Source organism: Nocardia altamirensis NBRC 108246 (genome assembly GCF_001612685.1).
Taxonomy (GTDB): Bacteria; Actinomycetota; Actinomycetes; order Mycobacteriales; family Mycobacteriaceae; genus Nocardia; species Nocardia altamirensis.
In genome coordinates, this window is record NZ_BDAY01000024.1 from 16,842 (window position 1) to 34,208 (window position 17,367).

The window sequence follows — 17,367 nt, forward strand, 5'->3', positions numbered from 1 at the left end:
TGGTACTTCCGGAGGACCTGTCCGGCCTCGGGGAGAGGCGATAGTCGACCCATGTCCGAATCTCTGGCCGATCCGCAGGCCGAAACCACGGCGCGGCATTCGGCTGCCGCGCCACCATCGAAACCCGCATCGACCACGAAAACCACTGGGTCCGGCCGCGGCCGGGTGGTCGCGCTCGACGTGCTGCGCGGTATCGCGATCCTCGGCACCCTCGGCACCAACATCTGGATCATGACCGACCGCGAGGGCCTCCTCGGCTACCTCGACGAACTGACCGAGCCCGCGACCGGCTGGATCTGGGCCGAGCGGGTGCTGCAACAGCTGACACAGGGCAAGTTCCTCGGGCTGCTCACCATCATGTTCGGCATCGGGCTCGCCATCCAGCAGACGTCGGCGCAGCGCGCAGGGCGACGCTGGCCAGGCAAGTATCCGATCCGCGCCGGGCTGTTGTTCCTGGACGGCGTGCTGAACTTCGTGTTCCTCGCGGAGTTCGACGTGCTGATGGGCTACGCGATCACCGGTCTGATCGTCGCCTACATTCTCGTGACAAGCGAACGGGCGCAACGTCGTTGGCTGATCGTCCAGGCGAGCATCCATGTCGCGATGCTCACCCTCCTCGCGGTCGCCATGGTGGCAGACTCGGGCAGCGCGTCGACAAGGAGCACAGGGCCGCAGGACACCACGGTGTACGCGGACGGGTCCTTCTGGGACCTCGTCGTATTCCGCCTGCAGAACGCGGCGCACTTCCGCGTCGAGACGATCTTCGTGTTCGCTATGTCGATCGCGTTGTTCCTGCTCGGCGCCCGCCTGTACCGCGGAGGCATCTTCCAGCCGGAGGGCGCGCGGACCCGGAAGCGGTTGCTGCTCATCGGTTTCGGCATCGCCTTGCCGATCGACCTGATCGCGGGGGTCGCGGGCGACGGCAACTTCTTCCTCTTCACCCGCTACGGCACCGCGCCGTTCGTCGCACTCGGCATCCTCGCGCTGGTTGCCGAGTTCTACTTGCGCCGACCACATGTCGGCTTCGTCGGGCGTCGGCTCACCGAGGTCGGGCGCACCGCGTTGAGCTGCTACATCCTGCAGAACCTGGTGGCGTCGTTCTTCTGCTACGGCTGGGGTCTCGGCCTGGCCGCCCGCGTCTCCCCCGACGCCAAGGTCCCGTTCACCGTCGGTATCTACCTGCTGGTGTCCCTGATCATCATCGCCGGCGCGCACCTGTGGTTGCGCCGCTTCGATCGCGGCCCGGTCGAGTTGCTGTGGAACCGCAGCTTCCAGCTGCTGACCGGCGGAAAAGCGTGACGCTCAGTGCGAATTCGCGGACTCGGGGCGGCAGTCGACGGGGTGGACGGACTCCTGTTCGGCCAGTAGTGCGAAGTCGTCGGTGCTCACCCCGACCTCCAGGTTGGCGACGTGACCGGCGACGTCGAACTCGACCGTCCCCGTCATGCCCGCGCCGGTGAATTCGAGCAGCCGGTAGTTCTCCAGGAACTCGGTGACCAGGCCGCGTCTGCTCAGATAGCTCTGTATCGCGCGGCGATAGTCGGTCAGCGGTAAGGCGTTGACACCGTGGGCGAGCACCCGTGCGAGACCCTCCGCGGTCGGCGCGGGCAGCTCGAACTCGGGGTGTTCGACCAGGAACGCCACGCAGGTGTCGTCGGTGACCCCGCAGTAGGAACTCCAGTGTCCGGAAATCACTTTCGCGGCGTCGGCGAGCAGCGTGGCAACCTGATGCGGCTCGGGCGCGGCCTTGCCGAGCGCGATCGGCATTTCCGCGGCGGTCAATTCGGCGACGCCGTAGCGGGCGCCGAACTCGCGCACCATTTTCGCGACCGCGATCAGCGGCGGCGCGAAGCCCCACGGATTCGCCCATGCCCACAACCAGGTATCGCCGTCGGCGGTGCCGACTAGGTGAAAGTCGGTGCAGACGAAAGTGCTGTCAGCGCCGATGAATTCGAGCCGCCGTGCCTCCATGTCGGCCTGCCACCGGTGCGCGCCGAGCAATTCCTCGACGTGTAGCCGGTGCTCGAGCGACAGCAAACTCGCGTCGTCGAGCAGCCGCGTCAAGGGCACAGGTTCGGACACCGGCAACAGCGTAGTCAATGCGCTCCCCCTCGTATGTATCGTCCGGTGCCACTACCTTCGTAAGGTGACGTTCGCCGACCGATATCCGTTGCTGCACACCCCCACCCACTGGGACTGGGGCGACATGGACGTCCAGTTCTCCACCGACCCACCGCCCGACGAGCTGGTCACCAACATCCACGCCGTCTGCTTCGCCGGCGACGCCGTCGTGCTGTGTCGCGACGACCGCGACGTCTGGATGCTGCCCGGCGGGACCCGCGAAAAGGGTGAATCCATCGACGAATGCCTGCGCCGTGAACTGCGCGAGGAAGCGGGCGCTCGGCCCACCGGTCCGGTCCGCTGGCTCGGCGCGCATTACGCCACCAGCAATCTCGCTGCCCCCTTTCGCGATTGGCAACCGCACCCGCACAAGGCCTGGCTCTGGTGTGCCGTCGATGTCGTGCTCGATTCCGCCCCTACGAACCCCGACGACGCGGAACACATTGTCGAGGTTCGCGCACATCCCCTGAGCGAGGCCTTACGCCTCGCCCGCACCGACGGAGATCATATGGCCGAGTTGATCGCTCTCGCAGTCGAACTGCATCGTCCGGCGGACAACGCAGGCCGGCCGGGCGAATGAAAGACTCGGCCTGAATTACTCGGTGCGCAACGCTTCCGGGCGCGCGAGCAGATCTCCGACGACCGCGTCGCGCTCCAGCGGCACGCCGAGGCTGCGGGCGTTGCCCTCGAAGAGGGCGAGCACCGATTCGGTGAGAATGCCCTCGACCTGGTCCGAGGCGAGGGTGCTTGCGGAGTCGGCGCGCCAGCTGTTGACGACGCCGTCGACGAATCCGATGATCCCGAACGCCATCGGACGGGCCCGGCCCTGGTCGATACCGAAGCGGGACAACCAGATCGCGAACAGGTCGGCGAGCCTGCTGCCGATCTGGTCGCGGGCGCCTGCCAGCGATGAATCGCCCTGCGGCACCGGACCACTGATGAAGCGGTGCAGGTTCGGGTGCCGTTCCACCCAGCGGACATAGGTGCCGACGGCGCCGCGCACCGCGTCCGCCACGGTGCCGTCGGGGTGCAGCGTCGGCATGATCTGCGCAAGCAACGAGTCCAGGATCTGGCGGCGGATCTGCTCGTCCAGATCGGTGCGCCCGTCGAAGTGGCGGTAGACGACCGGCCTCGGCAGGTTCAGGCGGTCGGCGATCTGCTGGACGGACACGTCGTCGCCGTGTTCCTCGATGACGGTGATGGCCGCATCGATCACGTCGGCCCGGCGGCGGGCCTTGTGCCCATGCCAGCGGGTGGCGCGACCGTCGGCGACGGGATGCTCGGGGTTTCCGCTGGTCGTTGTCACAGAATCACGATACCCGCAGGACGGTTGACTGCTACACATTGTCTCACTAATCTGAGTGTGACGGCTTGTATCGGTTACACGACGGAGTTGGAGAGCAGTCATGGGCAACGAGGCCGCACTGATCCCCGAAGAATCGTTCGCACAGCGCCTATTGACCGGGTCGGTGAAGAAGTCCTATGACCCCGTGGTCGATATGGACTGGGACGCACCGCTTGACCCGGACAAACTCTTCCTCCCCGCGGAAGTGGTTTCGCTGTACGGCACGGCGCTCTGGGATTCGATGACCCCGCAGCAGCGCCGCGAACTGTCCCGCCAGGAACTGGCGAACGTGCTCTCGGTCGGCATCTGGTTCGAGAACCTGCTCAATCGGCTGCTGCTGCGCGAACTGCTCGCTGACGACCCCACCACCAGGCACTCGCACTACACGCTCATCGAAATGGGCGACGAGTGCAGGCACATGATGATGTTCGGCAAGCTGATCGACCGCATCGAGGCGCGCCCGTACTGGCCGCGCCCGGCGGGCAGGCTGGCCATCGGCGTGTTGCCGCTTTTCCTGCGCGGCGCCATGACCTGGGTCGGCGCGCTGGTCGGCGAGGAGATCTTCGACGCGGTGCAGCGCCGCACCCTCGACGATCCCGAACTGCAGCCCTTGGTGTCGCGCGCGATGCGCATCCACGTCACCGAGGAGGCGCGCCACATCGGCTTCGCCAGGGACGCGCTCGCCCGCATGGTGCCGACCATGTCCCGGGCCGAATTGGCTTACACCAGGCTGTGTGTCGCGATCGCCGCACCGCTGTTCGTCTATCTGCTCACCAACCGGCACATGTACACCCGCGCCGGTCTGGACGGCCGCGAGGCCAGGCGCATTGCCGTGCACAACCCGGAGGCGAAGCGGGTACTGGGCTCCGGCGCCGTGAATCTCGGTGTGTTCCTGCAGAAGCAGGGCCTGATCGGGCCGATCGGCGAGTGGATCTGGCGCAAGCGCGGACTGCTGGCATGAGCCGGCGCAACGAACAGACGACGATTGCCGTGGGCACGCCCGAAATCGTCATTGTCGGTGCCGGTTTCGCCGGCCTCGAGCTGGCCGTCGAGCTGCGCACGGCAAGCATCGACGACTTCGTCATTGTCGAGAAGGCCGACACCGCAGACGATCCGCGCCGCACCATCGACAAACACCGGCTGCACCAGCACCTGCGGCTGCGGGCTGAGGTGGTCACGCTGGACTTCGACGACGCGGACGATCGCTGGACTGTCGGGCTCGCCGACGGTAAGCGCCTGCGACCGCGGGTGGTCCTGCTTGCCGCCAACGGCCTTACGCTGCAGCACGAATGGCGGAACGACACCGCGGCGTTTCTCGGCGTCGCCACGCACGGCTGCCCCAACATGTTCTCGATGCTCGGCCAGGACTCCGGCGGCGAACACCACTCGATCGCCTTCCTGGTCAAGGCACAGGCTCGCTATGTCCGTCAGTGCATCGAGCTGCTGCGCCGGACCTCGAGCACCAGGATCGAGGCCCGCGCCGCCGTGCAGCACGAGTTCCACCGCCGCCTGCGCCTGCCCGGCGCGCGGATCTCCTACCGCCGCGCGATACGCAAGCCCGACCCGGGCCACTACGACCTCACCGTCGCCGCGGATCGCGAACCGGCCCACGAGTATTCGGGCCCGGCCATGCTCGACGCCCCCGGCTCACTGTTGCCGGTCACCGTCACGCTGAGCGGGCACGCCGATCCGATCGACGGCCGCTATCACTGGTACGGCCGGATCAGCACGGACGACGGCGCCGCGCTACCCGATCCCGGCCGCGCCGAGGTGCTGCTCACCTTGCCGGGCCACCACCCGACGGCGGGCCGACTCCAAGAACGCGACCCATGGGGCAACGTCCGCATCGTCGGCATCGGCGCTCCACCGTTCCCGCTGGAGTCTGTGCCAGCGCACTGAGCGAATCGTGGCGGGGCGAACGCGATTCCGCGATTCGCACCGCGCGATCCGGGCATCGGCACAAACATTCGCCACCACGTTCGGCATTCTGCCGATACCGCGCAGTCGGCCGATGGGGTGGGCTGGATCACACGCAGGTGCACGGCACCGCATGATCCGGAAGGCCCCCATGAGATTGTCTCCGCCGCGGTGTACCGCGGTGAGCGTGCTGTGCTGCGCGCTCATCGTCGCCACCGCTCCGACGTACGCCGCCGCAGCTCCCGGGCAGACCTGGTACGTGACCGCAGCGGCGCAGGCAGGCGGAAATGGCACGGAGACAGCTCCTTTCAACACCCTGCAGGCAGTACAGCAGGCCTCGGGCGCAGGCGACACGATCGTGGTGCTCCCCGCACCGCTCGGCACGCCACCCCTGGACGGCGGCATCGCCCTCAAACAAGGCCAGCGACTGGTCGGCCGGGTGGCACCGGGAAGCGTTGCGGCCATTGCGAATACCACCCCGGCCAACGACGGCGATGCCGTGCGCCTCGCGCCGGACACCGAGGTCCGCGATCTCACCGTCACCAGCGCCCAGCGCGGCGGCATCTACGGCCGCAACGTCGGAACGACGGTGGTCTCGGGCAACACCGTCACCGCAACGAACCGCGCCTGCCACGACGGCTTCATCGTGCAACCCTTCCCGCCGATGCTCGGCGTTCCGTTCGGCATGTCGCTCCCGGTGGCCCCGAATCTGGTCGGGCTGAACAACGGCTGGGCAGGCATCATGATCGACTCCGATATCGGTGCAGGCGCCCTCACCATCGAGCGAAACACGGTGCGCGACACCCCCTGCGGCGACGGCATCGACGTCCGCACCACCGGCACCGCCCGGGTGACGGCCACCCTCGCCGACAACCTGACCGAGAACATCAACCAGGGCCTCGCCAAACTCTCGGTGCTCGCCATGGGCATGCAGAGCACCGGAACCTCCTCGCTCACCGCCACCGTGCGCGGCAACACCCAGCGCAACATCGCGCTGCCGGACAACGACCACCTCAATGCCGCCGCCGACAGCGAGGGCCTGTTCATCAACGCCGCCGAGCGGTCCCGCATGCGAATCACCATCGACCGCAACAGCTATCGACACGGCGGCGGCCACTTCTCCGCCAACGGCATCGAATTCGTCACCAGCAACGGCACGCCGGACAGCGAGGTCACGCTCACCAACAGCGAGTTCCTCGATGTGCCCGGCGACATCGTGGAGAACCTGAACCTCAGCGCCGAGGGCGCGCGCCACGTGATGACCATCGACGGATTGACCGCCTCGGGCTCCAGCTTCCCTGCAGCAGCACTGAACCCGATGGTCCCAGGCAACCTCGGCACCTGCCTGTTCTCGGCCAGCTTCGGCCGCGACAACACCACGGCGCTCACCTTGCGCAACGCCAGGTTGAACCGTTGCAGCGCCGACGGCATCGGCGTCTACGCCTATTCGCCCGACGGCCCAGCGCCTGCAAAACACACCATGAAAGTGGACATTGCGGATACCTCCGTCGCCGAGACCGCCGTCGCCGACCTGCACGTCCGCACCGTCGGCGACCTGGCCGGGCTGACCGGCAAGATCGAACGCTCACGCTTCGCAGGGCCGATCACCCTCGGCCGGTCCGGCGGCACCCTCGGCCCCGATTCGGTCCTCGATTTCGGCGGCGGCCGCCTCGGCAGCGCAGGCCAGAACTGCTTCACTCCGGTGACCGCGACCACCATGGCCGCGCCCCCGCTACCACTCGACACCCCGGGTTCGTGGCCGGCCTGCAACTGAGAGGCGAATTTGGTCAGATGCACAATGTCCTGCGACACACTCTGCGCGTTTGCCGCTAGCGCGCGCACCGACTCATGCGTTGTGCTTAAAGGCGACGATGAGGTCATCCGCGTCCCCACCCGGACCCGTTTGACCTCAGCCCTTCACAAGCAGAGGTTCAGGTCTTGGTTTCATCGACAGTCCCGGCGCAGGCCCGCCCGGAGACGTTATGTGCGGCGTTCCAGTCAAATGTCGCGAAATACCCCGACGCGGTCGCGCTGCGCACGCTCGGCGGGGACATCTCGATCACTTGGCGCCAGTACGGCGACCGGGTGCGTGCCATCGCCACCGGCCTCGCCGCGCTCGGCGTCGGTTCCGGCGACACGGTGGCGCTGATGCTGACCAACCGCCCCGAATTCCACCTCTGCGACACCGCCGTCCTGCACGCAGGCGCGACACCGTTCTCGGTCTACAACACCAATCCGGTCGAGCTGCTCGTCTATCAGTTCGGCAACGCGGGGAACAAGGTCGTGATCTGCGAGCGCCAGTTCGTGCCTCGCGTCTTGGAGGCGGTGGCGAAGGCGGCCGCGAACGGCTGCCACGTCGAGCACGTGATCTGCGTGGACGAGGCGCCCGAGGGCACGATCGCGCTGCCCGATGTCGAACAGGGCGCGTCGGAGGATTTCGATTTCGACGCAACCTGGCAGGCCGTCAAGCCCGAGGACCTGCTCACCATCGTCTACACCTCCGGCACCACCGGCCCGCCGAAGGGTGTCGAGCTCACCCACACCAACTTCATCGAAAACGCCCGCGTCCTCGAACAATTCGGCGGCGGCGGCCCCGAGGACCGGGTGATCTCCTACCTCCCCGACGCGCACGCCGCGAACCGCTGGTTCGCGCATTACCTGACCATGCTCGAGGGCTGCCAGATCACCACCGTCCCCGACTTCAAGCAGGTCGCAGCGGCTTTGGCCGAGGTGCATCCGAGCGTGTTCCTCGGCGTGCCCCGGGTGTGGGTGAAAGTCAAAGGCGCACTGGAGGAACGGTTCGCCGCCGAGAGCCCGGTCAAGCGCCGCCTGATCCACTGGGCGATCGGTGTCGGGCGTAAGAAGGCGCGGGCCGACTCCGACGGTGTCGCCCTCGGCGCGTTCGACAAGCTCCAGCATCGGCTCGCCGTACGCCTGGTGCTCGCGTCCATCCTGGAGCGCCTCGGCTTGGACAAGGTCCGGGTCGCGGTCACCGGCTCGATCGCCATCCCGCCGGAGGTGCACGAGTTCTTCATCGGGCTCGGGCTGCCGCTGTGTGAGGGCTACGGCATGAGCGAGTGCACCGCGGGCGCCACCCTCAACGGACCCGAGCGGATCAAGATCGGTACGGTCGGCACCCCGCTGCCCGGCGCCGAGGTCAGCCTGGCCGACGACGGCGAGGTGCTGATCCGGGGCAAGATGGTGATGCGCGGCTATCGTGGCGATCCGGCCAAGACCGCGGAGGCGATCGATAGCGACGGGTGGCTGCACACCGGCGATATCGGCACCATTGATGAGGATGGCTACCTGTCGATCATCGACAGGAAGAAGGAGCTCATCATCAACGCGGCGGGCAAGAACATGTCGCCCGCCAACATCGAGAATACGATCACCGACAACTGCTCCCTGATCGGCGCAGTGGTCGCGATCGGCGAGCAGCGCTCCTACAACACGGCGCTGATCGTGCTCGACCCCGACCTGGCTGCCGCGTTCGCCACGCGGCACAACCTGGCGGGCACCACGGTCGCCGAGCTGTCCGAGGACCCGGTGATCCTGGCCGCGATCGAAGAGGGCGTCGCGGCCGCGAACAACAAGCTGTCCAGAGTCGAACAGATCAAGAAGTACATCGTGCTTCCCGAAGTCTGGGAGAACGGCAGCGACTACCTGACCGCCACCGGCAAACTCAAGCGCAAGCCCATAGCCAGCCATTACACGGATACCATCGAAGCTCTGTACTCGACATAAGTCCGGGAAGAAGACCAGCATGATGCCATCGCGGACACGGGTGTTCGACGATCTGCACCGGCGGACCGCGTCGATGCTAGACGGGTTCTACGCCGCGCTGCCGCCGTACCAGCGGCTGCCGCAATCCCTCGTGGAGACCGATTTCGCCCGCGGCACCAAGCTCAACGTCGACCTGTTCTTCGAATACCTGCGCCGCGGCGAGGAACCTTCGGAGGAAGACACCAGGGAACTCGTCGAGCTCGCGATGGATCGACTGCGCGACGGCACCCCGCTGCCCGAGGTGCTCGAACGTTATCGATTCGGCGCGACGTTCATCTGGGAGCGGTTACGCGCCTCGGCCACCCCGGCCGAGCGTGAGCTGCTGTTCGATGCGTCGTTGCTGCTGCTGCAGTACGTCACGCTGGTCACCTCCCGGATCGCCACCGCGGCCACCCAGCGGGTGCACGACCCCCGCTGGGAGCTGCTCGAGCGCAGGCGCGGGATCGCCGACGCGCTGCTCACCGGGCGCGACCCGGTGGAGTGGGCGAACGATCCGGTGATTCCGGTGGCGGATGCCTTCCTTGTCGCGGTGTTCCGCCTGTGCGGCACCCGTGGCGGCCCCGCCTCGGCGCTGCGGCACCGGGTCGAGGCGATTCCCGGGGTGTTCCTGCGGCTGGACGCGGGCGGCTGGACCGCCCTCATCCCGCTGCAACCCGGCGACGACGGCTCGGCCACGCTGTCCGCGCTCACCGCGCGACTGCCCGCGCAGGAGCCGAGCGAGCCGCCACCGTACTGGGTCGGCGTCGGCGCGGCGCGCAGCAAGGATGCGATCCCGGTCATGAACGCCGAGGCGCGGGTGCTCGCCGAGCTCGGCCGATGCCTGGTCCGGCGCGAAATACTGTGCCGCAGACAGGATCTGCAGTTCGAGTACACGGTGGCGGTGAGCGACGCGGCCAGGCCTGGCCTGGCGTCGGTGCTCGCGCCGCTCGACGCGCAGCCGATGCTCGCCGAGACGCTCGAGGTGTTCGTCGACAGCGGCTTCAACCAGCTGGCGACGGCCAGGCAGCTCAACGTGCACCGAAACACGGTGACCTACCGGCTTTCTCGCGTGCACGAGCTGACCGGGCTCGACCCGCACCGCCCCGCCGACGCGATGACCTTGTCCGCCGCACGGCTGGCCAGGCGCCTCGAATCTGCCTCCTTCGCCCCGTAACCCTCACGTAGCCAACACCTTTTAGTTACTTTCCCAATCGATCGTCGTTCCGGCTGGCGGATTGCCCGTGTCGCGGCACCCCGGCTATGCGTTGTGCTGAATGACGACAACGAAGTCAGGCGTTGCCCTCGCACGTCCGGACACAATCCGGACCCGAGTGCGCCCGTTTCGGCACTCGATCCGCGGTATCGACCGGCGGACGGGTAGCTCGCGGCCCGGCTTCCACCCTCGCCAGCAAAGGTTCAGGTAGTTGAGAATTGTTTCCCGGGCGCGGCCCTCGCGCACCGTGACGATCGCCGCCCTCACGGCCGTCGGCTTGCTCATCCAGCTCGCTCCCGCCGCGCAGGCGGTCCCGACCTCGGGTCCGGTTCCCAACGCGCCAGCCAACTTCGGCGTGCCCGCCGACTATCAGCCGACGCCGGAGCGCTACGGCATCGCCTACGAACTCGGCAATATCGTCCCGCTCTCCGACGGCACCCAGCTGCAGACCGAGGTGCGCTATCCGACCGACCCGGCCACCGGGCAGCGCGCGGCGGGCGAGTTCCCGGTCGTCGTCAACTTCACCACCTACGGTGCGGTGTCGAGCGCGCTCGCCGCTGCGGTCACCGGCGTGGTGGACACGCTGCACATCCCGCTGCCCGACCACCTGAAGGATGCGCGCCGAATCATCAACCAGGCCACCAGCGCTCAGGACATGCTGGTGCGCCGCGGCTACATCGAGGTGATCGCCGACGTGCGCGGCACCGGCGGCTCGACCGGCGCGTGGAATCCGGCCTCGCAGCAGGACGGCCTCGACGGCGCGCAGCTGGTCGACTGGGCGGCGAAGCTGCCCGGCGCCAACGGCAAGGTCGGCATGTACGGGTACTCGTTCCCCGCGCTGTCGGCGTTGCGCACGGCCCAATCGGTCGCGCCCGGTTCGCCGTTGAAGGCGATCGTGCCGATGGCCATGCCCAACAACATCTTCAACGAGGTGCTCGGGCACGACGGCATGATGAGCCCGATCCTGCTCACCGCCATCTCGGTGCTGGTGCCCTACCTCAGCCTGATCGGCCCGTTCCTGACCGCGGCGGTCTCGCCGCAGCTGTTCCTCAAATCCCTCGGCGACCATCTGCAGGCGGCGGTGTCCTCCGACAGCACGATCAAGCTGCTGTTCGAGGCGTACGGCGGCGGCCCGCTGGCCTACGACGGTCAGTGGTGGCAGGACCGGCGTTTCGAGACCGATCTGCGCAAGGTGGTCGACAACGGCATCGCCATGTACCAGGTCGGCGGCCTCTGGGATCTGTACCAGGAAGGCCCGTGGCGCAACTACTCCCAGCTGCAGAACATCGCGGCGGGCCGGGATCAGTTCGCGCCGATGGCGAAAGACCAGGCTGCCGACGGCCGGTTCCAGCTGCTGATGGGCCCGTGGTACCACGTCGGTCTCGGTTTCGGGCCAGGTTCGAGGATGGACACCGACATGATCACCCTGGCGTGGTTCGATCGATGGCTTAAAGACATTCCGAATGGAATTGACAAAACAGACAATCCGCTGCACGTGATCGACCCGAACAATATGGCCGTCGCTACCTCGCGATACCCGTTCGAGCAGGCGAGCATTCACCAGCGGTACTTCGACGGCGACCGTCTGGTCGCGCAGCCGCCGTCGATCGACAATGCCGCCGATCGGCTCGACTACAGCGGCATCGACACCCTCTGCAACCGACAGAGCCTCGGCCAGTACAGCGCAGGCCTGTTCGATTTCCTGTTCCGGCTGTTCACTGCCTACAACCCGTGCACGGAATGGGTGCAGGAGCCTGTCGCAGGCCGTCGCTACACGATGGACCCGGTGGCCGAGCCGACCGTGCTGGCCGGTCCGAGCAGCGTCATCCTGCATGCATCCTCGACCAGTACCGATGCCGCGTTTCAAGTGTGGCTTGACGACGTGGCGCCGGACGGGACGGCGGTGAACATCACCGGCGGCTCGCAGCTGGCCAGCCAGCGCACCCTGAACGACGAGAAGACCTGGCGTGCGGCCGATGGCACCGTCTACGCGCCGGAGCACGTGGTCCGCAAGGACACCGAGCAGCTCCTGACGCCGGGCGAGGTGGCCAGGCTGGAGGTCAAACTCCGCCCGACCTTCTACCGACTGGAGCCGGGACACGCACTGCGCCTTCGGATTACGAGCGGCACCTTCCCGTCGACCATGCCCATCCCGACGGACCTGCCCAGGCTGGTCGGCTCGTCCCAGCAGATCCACCGAGACGCTGCTCGTCCATCGAGTCTCATCGTTCCGCTGGCACCGGCGTCCGCATTCGGCGGCTGAGGCGCGCACCCCGGGCCGGAATACCCCGGCCCGGGGGTGGGTTGCAAGTCACGTTTAAGCCCCGATCAACACCGGGACCTGTAAAGATCATGGAAACCTGGGATGAATACCAGGTGCATTGAGACACATTATCCAGCAAGCTATCAGCTACCTGAACATTAAGCGTTTCACATCCGCGCTGGCAGCGGCGGTATATTCGCGTATTGCGCCGCCCGCAACGTCGTTGTCCGCGTTTCTGCGGCAAATATCGGTGATCCAGCTCACCGTCACATTCTGATCAAATTTCTTCTAAAGTTTCCCTGTCCCGGTCCGACGATGACGTCCCTGGACACGATCGGACAAAGTTCTCGGATGCAGGCCGAAATTCTTGTCACCATTTCGGATCGGCAATTGCCCTACCGCGCATGGGTATTGCCGATGGGCAGCTGAAGGTGTGTCATGGAATTCATCGAACTGGCCGACTATCCGTTGCCGAGCGGCCGGGTGATCGAGTGGCTCCCGACAGCCACATCGCACTGGGCCGATTGGCCGCGAGATACTCGCGCCGTTTCCTATAATCACGAGCATCATCTTCGAGATGCGGTGGAGCACAGCCGAATACGAGATCATCGGCACTACTGGCTCGGCCACGTCTTCCAGATCGACGAACCGCTCGATCCACAAGCATGGCGCACCGCGCTCGACACCTGGATCGACCGGCACGAAGGATTGCGCACGCACGTCACCATCGAGGGCGGCCGACCGGCCAGATACACCTTGCCGCCCGGTGAAATCCGGGTCCAGCCGTCCGACGCGGGCGCACCGACCTCGACGATGGCGACCTATCGCCTGGTCCAGGGTCTGCTCGACGACGGAACCTCGCCGCTGCGCTGGCCGTCCTACGTCTGCGTGACCATCGCGAACCGAGACGGCTTCACCGTCGTCTTCGGCGCCGACCACTCGATCATGGACGGCTACTCGACCGTCTCGACCGGCGGCGAGCTGCACGCGCTCTACATTGCTGCCCGCACGGGAGAAACCGCGCGGCTGCTCGAGACCGGCAGCTACGTCGACTTCAGCCAGGACGAGCGCACCCGCGCCATCAGCACGACGGCCGCGGACCCCGCGGTCGACACCTGGCGCATGTTCTTCCCTGAGCACACCGAAAACACCCTCCCCTGCGGCACGCTCAGCAAGGTCGCCGCGGCACCGATCGAAACCACAGATCCCGCCGAGGCGGCACCGCGCCGCGTCTCGCAGCGCAACCTGTCGGTCGAGGTGCTCGACGCCGACGCCGCCGACGCCGCGGCGGCCGTCGCACGCGAACAAGGCCAGGGCCTGTTCGCCGCGCTACTCGCCGCCTTCGCGGTGACCACCACCGAACTCGGTGCGGGCCGCGACTTCCGCACGGTGATCCCGCTGCACACCCGCACCGATCCGCAGTGGGCGGAAACGCTCGGCTGGTTCGTCGGGCTCGCTCCGTTCCAGCTCGATTGCGGTGTCGCCCGCAATCTTTCGGAACTGATCACCCCGGCAGGCCAGGAACTGCGGCGCACCCGCAGCGCGGCGACGGTGCCGTTCGCCAGGGTGTGCGAGTTGCTCGGCACCTGGCCGCGCATCTCGTTCATGGTGTCCTACATGGACATTCGCTCCGCGCCGTCCGCGTCGACCTGGCTCGACACCGACACCCGCTGGCTGCGCAGCCGCAACGTCTCCCCCACCGAATTCTTCTTCTGGTTCGTGCGCACGCCGATGGGCGTGACGCTCAACATGCGGTATCCGGGCACCACCAAGGCGACCCGCGATATCCACCGGCATGTGCTGCGCATGCGGGATCTGCTTGCCGAGTTCACCCGCTACGGGGACGCACGAATCCGCCCGATCGAAGGAGCGCCGCTGTCATGGTAGAGATGACCCTCACCGAAGATTGGCAGCCGAAGCCGGGCGTGCTCGTCGAGTTCACCACCACCGCCGCGAGCAAAGCGGCCACCGCAACCACGGCTCCCTCCGATGTTCCCGCGACCTACCTGCAGGAATCCCATATCCGCCGCTGGTCGGCGCGCAGGCAGACCGAGGACCCGCTCGCCTCCGAGCTCTCGTTCTGCTTCACCGTCGCGCGCCCGTTCGACGCAGAGGCGTTGCGCCGCACCTACATCGCGTTCCTGCAGCGCCACGAGACCCTGCGCTCGTGGTTCCGGATCGACGAGACCGACGGCAGGTTCGCGCTGACCAGGTACCTGCTCGACCCGGCGGCGGTCGATCTGGAAACCCATACCGTCGCCACCTTCACCGACAGCGGCGACCTCCGCGACGCCCTGGTCGCGAAGTTCAAGGCCAACGCCGATCCGACGCGCTGGCCCGCGATCGTCTGCTGCGCGATCGATCACGGCGCGGACGGCTTCACGGTGGTCTACAGCGCCGACCACGCGTTCACCGACGGCATGTCGGTGCTCACGTCCCTGCTCGAGTTCCACGCGCTGTACGCCGCGTTCAGCACCGGCCAGGAGCCTGCGCTCCCGCCGGTCGGCAGTTACGTCGAGTTCGCGAAGGCCGAGCGCGCCGCGGTGGCCGCACAGCCTGCGGAGTTGGCGCGACTGGCCGAGCTGCTCGCCGAGAACGCGCAGCGGGTCCGCCCGCTGCCGATCGAGCTCGGCCTGGCGCCCGGCGAGCTCGCCGACAGCTTCGGCACCAAGGTCGACATGCTCGACGCGGCCGAGATCGACGCGTTCGCCGACGCATGCAAGGCGGCGGGCGGTTCGTTCTCCGCGGGGCTCTACGCCGCCGTGGCCCTGGCCGAGCTCGAATTCGCGGGCCGGACAAGCTATCTCGGCATGAACGTGGTCGGAACCAGGAGCGCGCCGCAGTATCAGCTCGCCCAGGGCTGGTTCATCAACCTGATCCCGATCGCGTTCGATCTCGAAGGCGCACACCGGTTCACCGAGGTGATCGGCCGGGCAGGCGTCGCCTTGGACTGGGCCAAGCCGCTGTCGAATGTCCCGATCCATGCCGCACTGGAACGGGCCGCCCAGCTCACCGGGGCACCGCTGCCGGTCACCACCGACTGGCCGTGGGTGTCTTACCTGGACATGCGCGCGATGTCCGGTGCGGCATTGGAAAACGCTCTACCAGGTATCTCCGAAATCCATGGGCTCGGCTCGCGCAGCCGGATCGGGCAGACCTCGCCGATCTGGTTCAACCGTGAGCTGGAACGCCTGCACGTCACGATGATGTACCCCGACACCGCGATCGCGCACAAATCGGCCGCGGACTACCTCGGACAGATTCGCACCACCCTGCGCGCCATCGCGCACACCGGTGACTTCGCGGCCACCGGACCTGCTCTCGTGAGGCCATAATGCAGCTGCTCTTTCTCGAACACTCGAGCGCGCCACCGGGAACCCTGCTCGAGTGGACCGCGCTCGCCGAACCAGGACCGACGCCGGACGCCACGCCGGCCACCTCCAACCAATCCATCCATCTCGCCGCCGGCGGCCCGACCACCTGGCTCGCCGCCACCTTCGATGTCGCGGGTCCGATCGACGAATCCGCCTTGCACACCGCGTTTTCGGTGTGGCTGCCGCGCCACGACGCCCTGCACTGCTGCTTCGAGCCGCCGAGCAAGGACCGCCCCGCAGCGGTACACGTGGTGCACGACACCGATATTCGGCTGGTGCCGCGGCAGGCCGTGTGCACCTCGAGCACCGAGGAACTGCGTGCGGTGCTCGGCGCCAGGCTCGACGAGGCGTGCTCGCCGTACAGCTTCGCGCCGTACTTCCTCGGCGCCGTCACCAGGGACGAAACCTCCACCGTTGTCTGCGGATTCGATCACGCGGTGTGCGACGCATGGTCGATCACGATCGCGGTCGCCGAGCTGGACCTGCTCTACCGCGCCGCCTGCGAGGACGGGGTCGACGGTGCCGAAGCCGCCGCCGACCGACTGCCGGAACCCGGGAGTTTCCTGTCCTATTCGACCCGCGAGGCCGCGGTGCCCGCCGCCGCCACCGGGCCGCTGATCCGCGCGTGGCGCGACTTCCTGCACGCCGCAGGCAACGATCTGCCGCATTTCCCACTCGATCTCGGCCTGCAGGCAGGCTCGCTCGCGCCGTTCGGCTGCGACGCGCGCCCGCTGCTCGGCGCGACGGCAACCGATGCGCTGCACCGCAAGTCGCGTGCGGACGGGTACTCCATGTTCGCGGCGCTGCTCGCTGCGGTGGCACTGGCCGCGGCCGACCTCGGCGGGCGCACCGGGACCGATCTGGTGTTCCCGGTGCACACCCGCCGGGAACCGCGACACCACAACACCTTCGGCTGGCTGGTCTCCAACGGGCCTGCGCATATCCCGGTGGCGCATGACTTCTGCGCCACCGCCCGCGGCGCGGAAGAGGCGATCCGGTCCGGCCAGCGGCTGGCCCAGGTTCCCGCGAACCGGGTGCTCGCCGCGATGGGCGCCGACCTGCACCGGACCAGACATGATCTGTTCAGCGTCTCCTACACCGACTATCGGTGGCTGCCTGGCGGCTCGCGCAGCGACACCAGCCGCACGGTGCCGCGAAATCCGGCCCAGTTCAGCCGCAGCGCGCCGCTCGACGACGTGCAGATGTGGTTCACCCGCACCGATGAGGGGCTCGCGTTGCGCACCAGATATCCTGCGACACCCACCGCGGGTGCACTGCTCGGCGAATTCCTCGACCGGGTCACCGCAACCCTGTCCGCCGCGATCTCGGTACGGGTATGAGCATGCGGCCGCGCAGCCTGCGCCAGCGATCC

The 17,367-nt window shown here is 67.4% G+C and carries 13 protein-coding genes; 11 read left to right on the plus strand and 2 right to left on the minus strand.

Annotated elements, in window-relative coordinates; translation table 11 throughout:
• Positions 1-51: 51 nt before the first annotated feature.
• Positions 52-1,299, plus strand: a complete 1,248-nt coding sequence (locus tag NA11_RS15460) for a DUF418 domain-containing protein (RefSeq protein WP_084654642.1) — start codon at positions 52-54, stop codon at positions 1,297-1,299.
• A gap of 3 nt (positions 1,300-1,302) precedes the next feature.
• Here NA11_RS15460 and NA11_RS15465 read toward each other — a convergent pair whose 3' ends face one another.
• Positions 1,303-2,082: a DUF6882 domain-containing protein gene (locus NA11_RS15465; RefSeq protein WP_069162588.1), complete on the minus strand. Its 780-nt coding sequence runs from the start codon at positions 2,080-2,082 to the stop codon at positions 1,303-1,305.
• A gap of 64 nt (positions 2,083-2,146) precedes the next feature.
• Between NA11_RS15465 and NA11_RS15470 the strand changes: the two genes are divergently transcribed.
• Positions 2,147-2,701 carry an NUDIX hydrolase gene (locus NA11_RS15470; RefSeq protein ID WP_218023308.1) on the plus strand — a complete coding sequence of 185 codons (555 nt, stop codon included), beginning with the start codon at positions 2,147-2,149 and terminating at the stop codon, positions 2,699-2,701.
• 15 nt (positions 2,702-2,716) lie between these two features.
• Here the strand turns inward: NA11_RS15470 and NA11_RS15475 are convergent, their stop codons facing one another.
• Positions 2,717-3,427 carry a TetR/AcrR family transcriptional regulator gene (locus tag NA11_RS15475; protein ID WP_069162589.1) on the minus strand — a complete coding sequence of 237 codons (711 nt, stop codon included), beginning with the start codon at positions 3,425-3,427 and terminating at the stop codon, positions 2,717-2,719.
• A 100-nt stretch (positions 3,428-3,527) separates the two neighbouring features.
• On the opposite strand from NA11_RS15475, the gene NA11_RS15480 reads away from it, so the two are divergent.
• From NA11_RS15480 to NA11_RS15520, 9 genes are all read left to right on the plus strand, one after another.
• Complete coding sequence (locus NA11_RS15480) at positions 3,528-4,427, plus strand: AurF N-oxygenase family protein (RefSeq protein ID WP_069162590.1); 900 nt, start codon at positions 3,528-3,530, stop codon at positions 4,425-4,427.
• Entirely contained in the window at positions 4,424-5,365 is a 942-nt protein-coding gene (locus tag NA11_RS43860; protein ID WP_084654643.1) for a DUF4873 domain-containing protein, read from the plus strand. The genes NA11_RS15480 and NA11_RS43860 overlap by 4 nt, the downstream gene beginning before the upstream one ends.
• 169 nt (positions 5,366-5,534) lie before the next feature.
• The gene (locus NA11_RS15490) at positions 5,535-7,157 is read left to right on the plus strand and encodes a hypothetical protein (RefSeq protein ID WP_141717601.1); all 1,623 of its coding nucleotides are present in this window, start codon (positions 5,535-5,537) and stop codon (positions 7,155-7,157) included.
• A 164-nt stretch (positions 7,158-7,321) separates the two neighbouring features.
• Positions 7,322-9,127 carry an AMP-dependent synthetase/ligase gene (locus NA11_RS15495; RefSeq protein WP_069162592.1) on the plus strand — a complete coding sequence of 602 codons (1,806 nt, stop codon included), beginning with the start codon at positions 7,322-7,324 and terminating at the stop codon, positions 9,125-9,127.
• A gap of 19 nt (positions 9,128-9,146) precedes the next feature.
• Entirely contained in the window at positions 9,147-10,319 is a 1,173-nt protein-coding gene (locus NA11_RS15500) for a PucR family transcriptional regulator (RefSeq protein WP_069162593.1), read from the plus strand.
• A gap of 250 nt (positions 10,320-10,569) precedes the next feature.
• Complete coding sequence (locus tag NA11_RS15505; RefSeq protein ID WP_084654644.1) at positions 10,570-12,621, plus strand: CocE/NonD family hydrolase; 2,052 nt, start codon at positions 10,570-10,572, stop codon at positions 12,619-12,621.
• A gap of 438 nt (positions 12,622-13,059) precedes the next feature.
• Positions 13,060-14,508, plus strand: coding sequence for a condensation domain-containing protein (locus tag NA11_RS15510; protein WP_069162595.1), 1,449 nt, complete (start codon positions 13,060-13,062; stop codon positions 14,506-14,508).
• Entirely contained in the window at positions 14,502-15,956 is a 1,455-nt protein-coding gene (locus NA11_RS15515) for a condensation domain-containing protein (RefSeq protein WP_084654645.1), read from the plus strand. The genes NA11_RS15510 and NA11_RS15515 overlap by 7 nt, the downstream gene beginning before the upstream one ends.
• The gene (locus tag NA11_RS15520; protein WP_069162597.1) at positions 15,956-17,335 is read left to right on the plus strand and encodes a condensation domain-containing protein; all 1,380 of its coding nucleotides are present in this window, start codon (positions 15,956-15,958) and stop codon (positions 17,333-17,335) included. The genes NA11_RS15515 and NA11_RS15520 overlap by 1 nt, the downstream gene beginning before the upstream one ends.
• Positions 17,336-17,367: the final 32 nt, after the last annotated feature.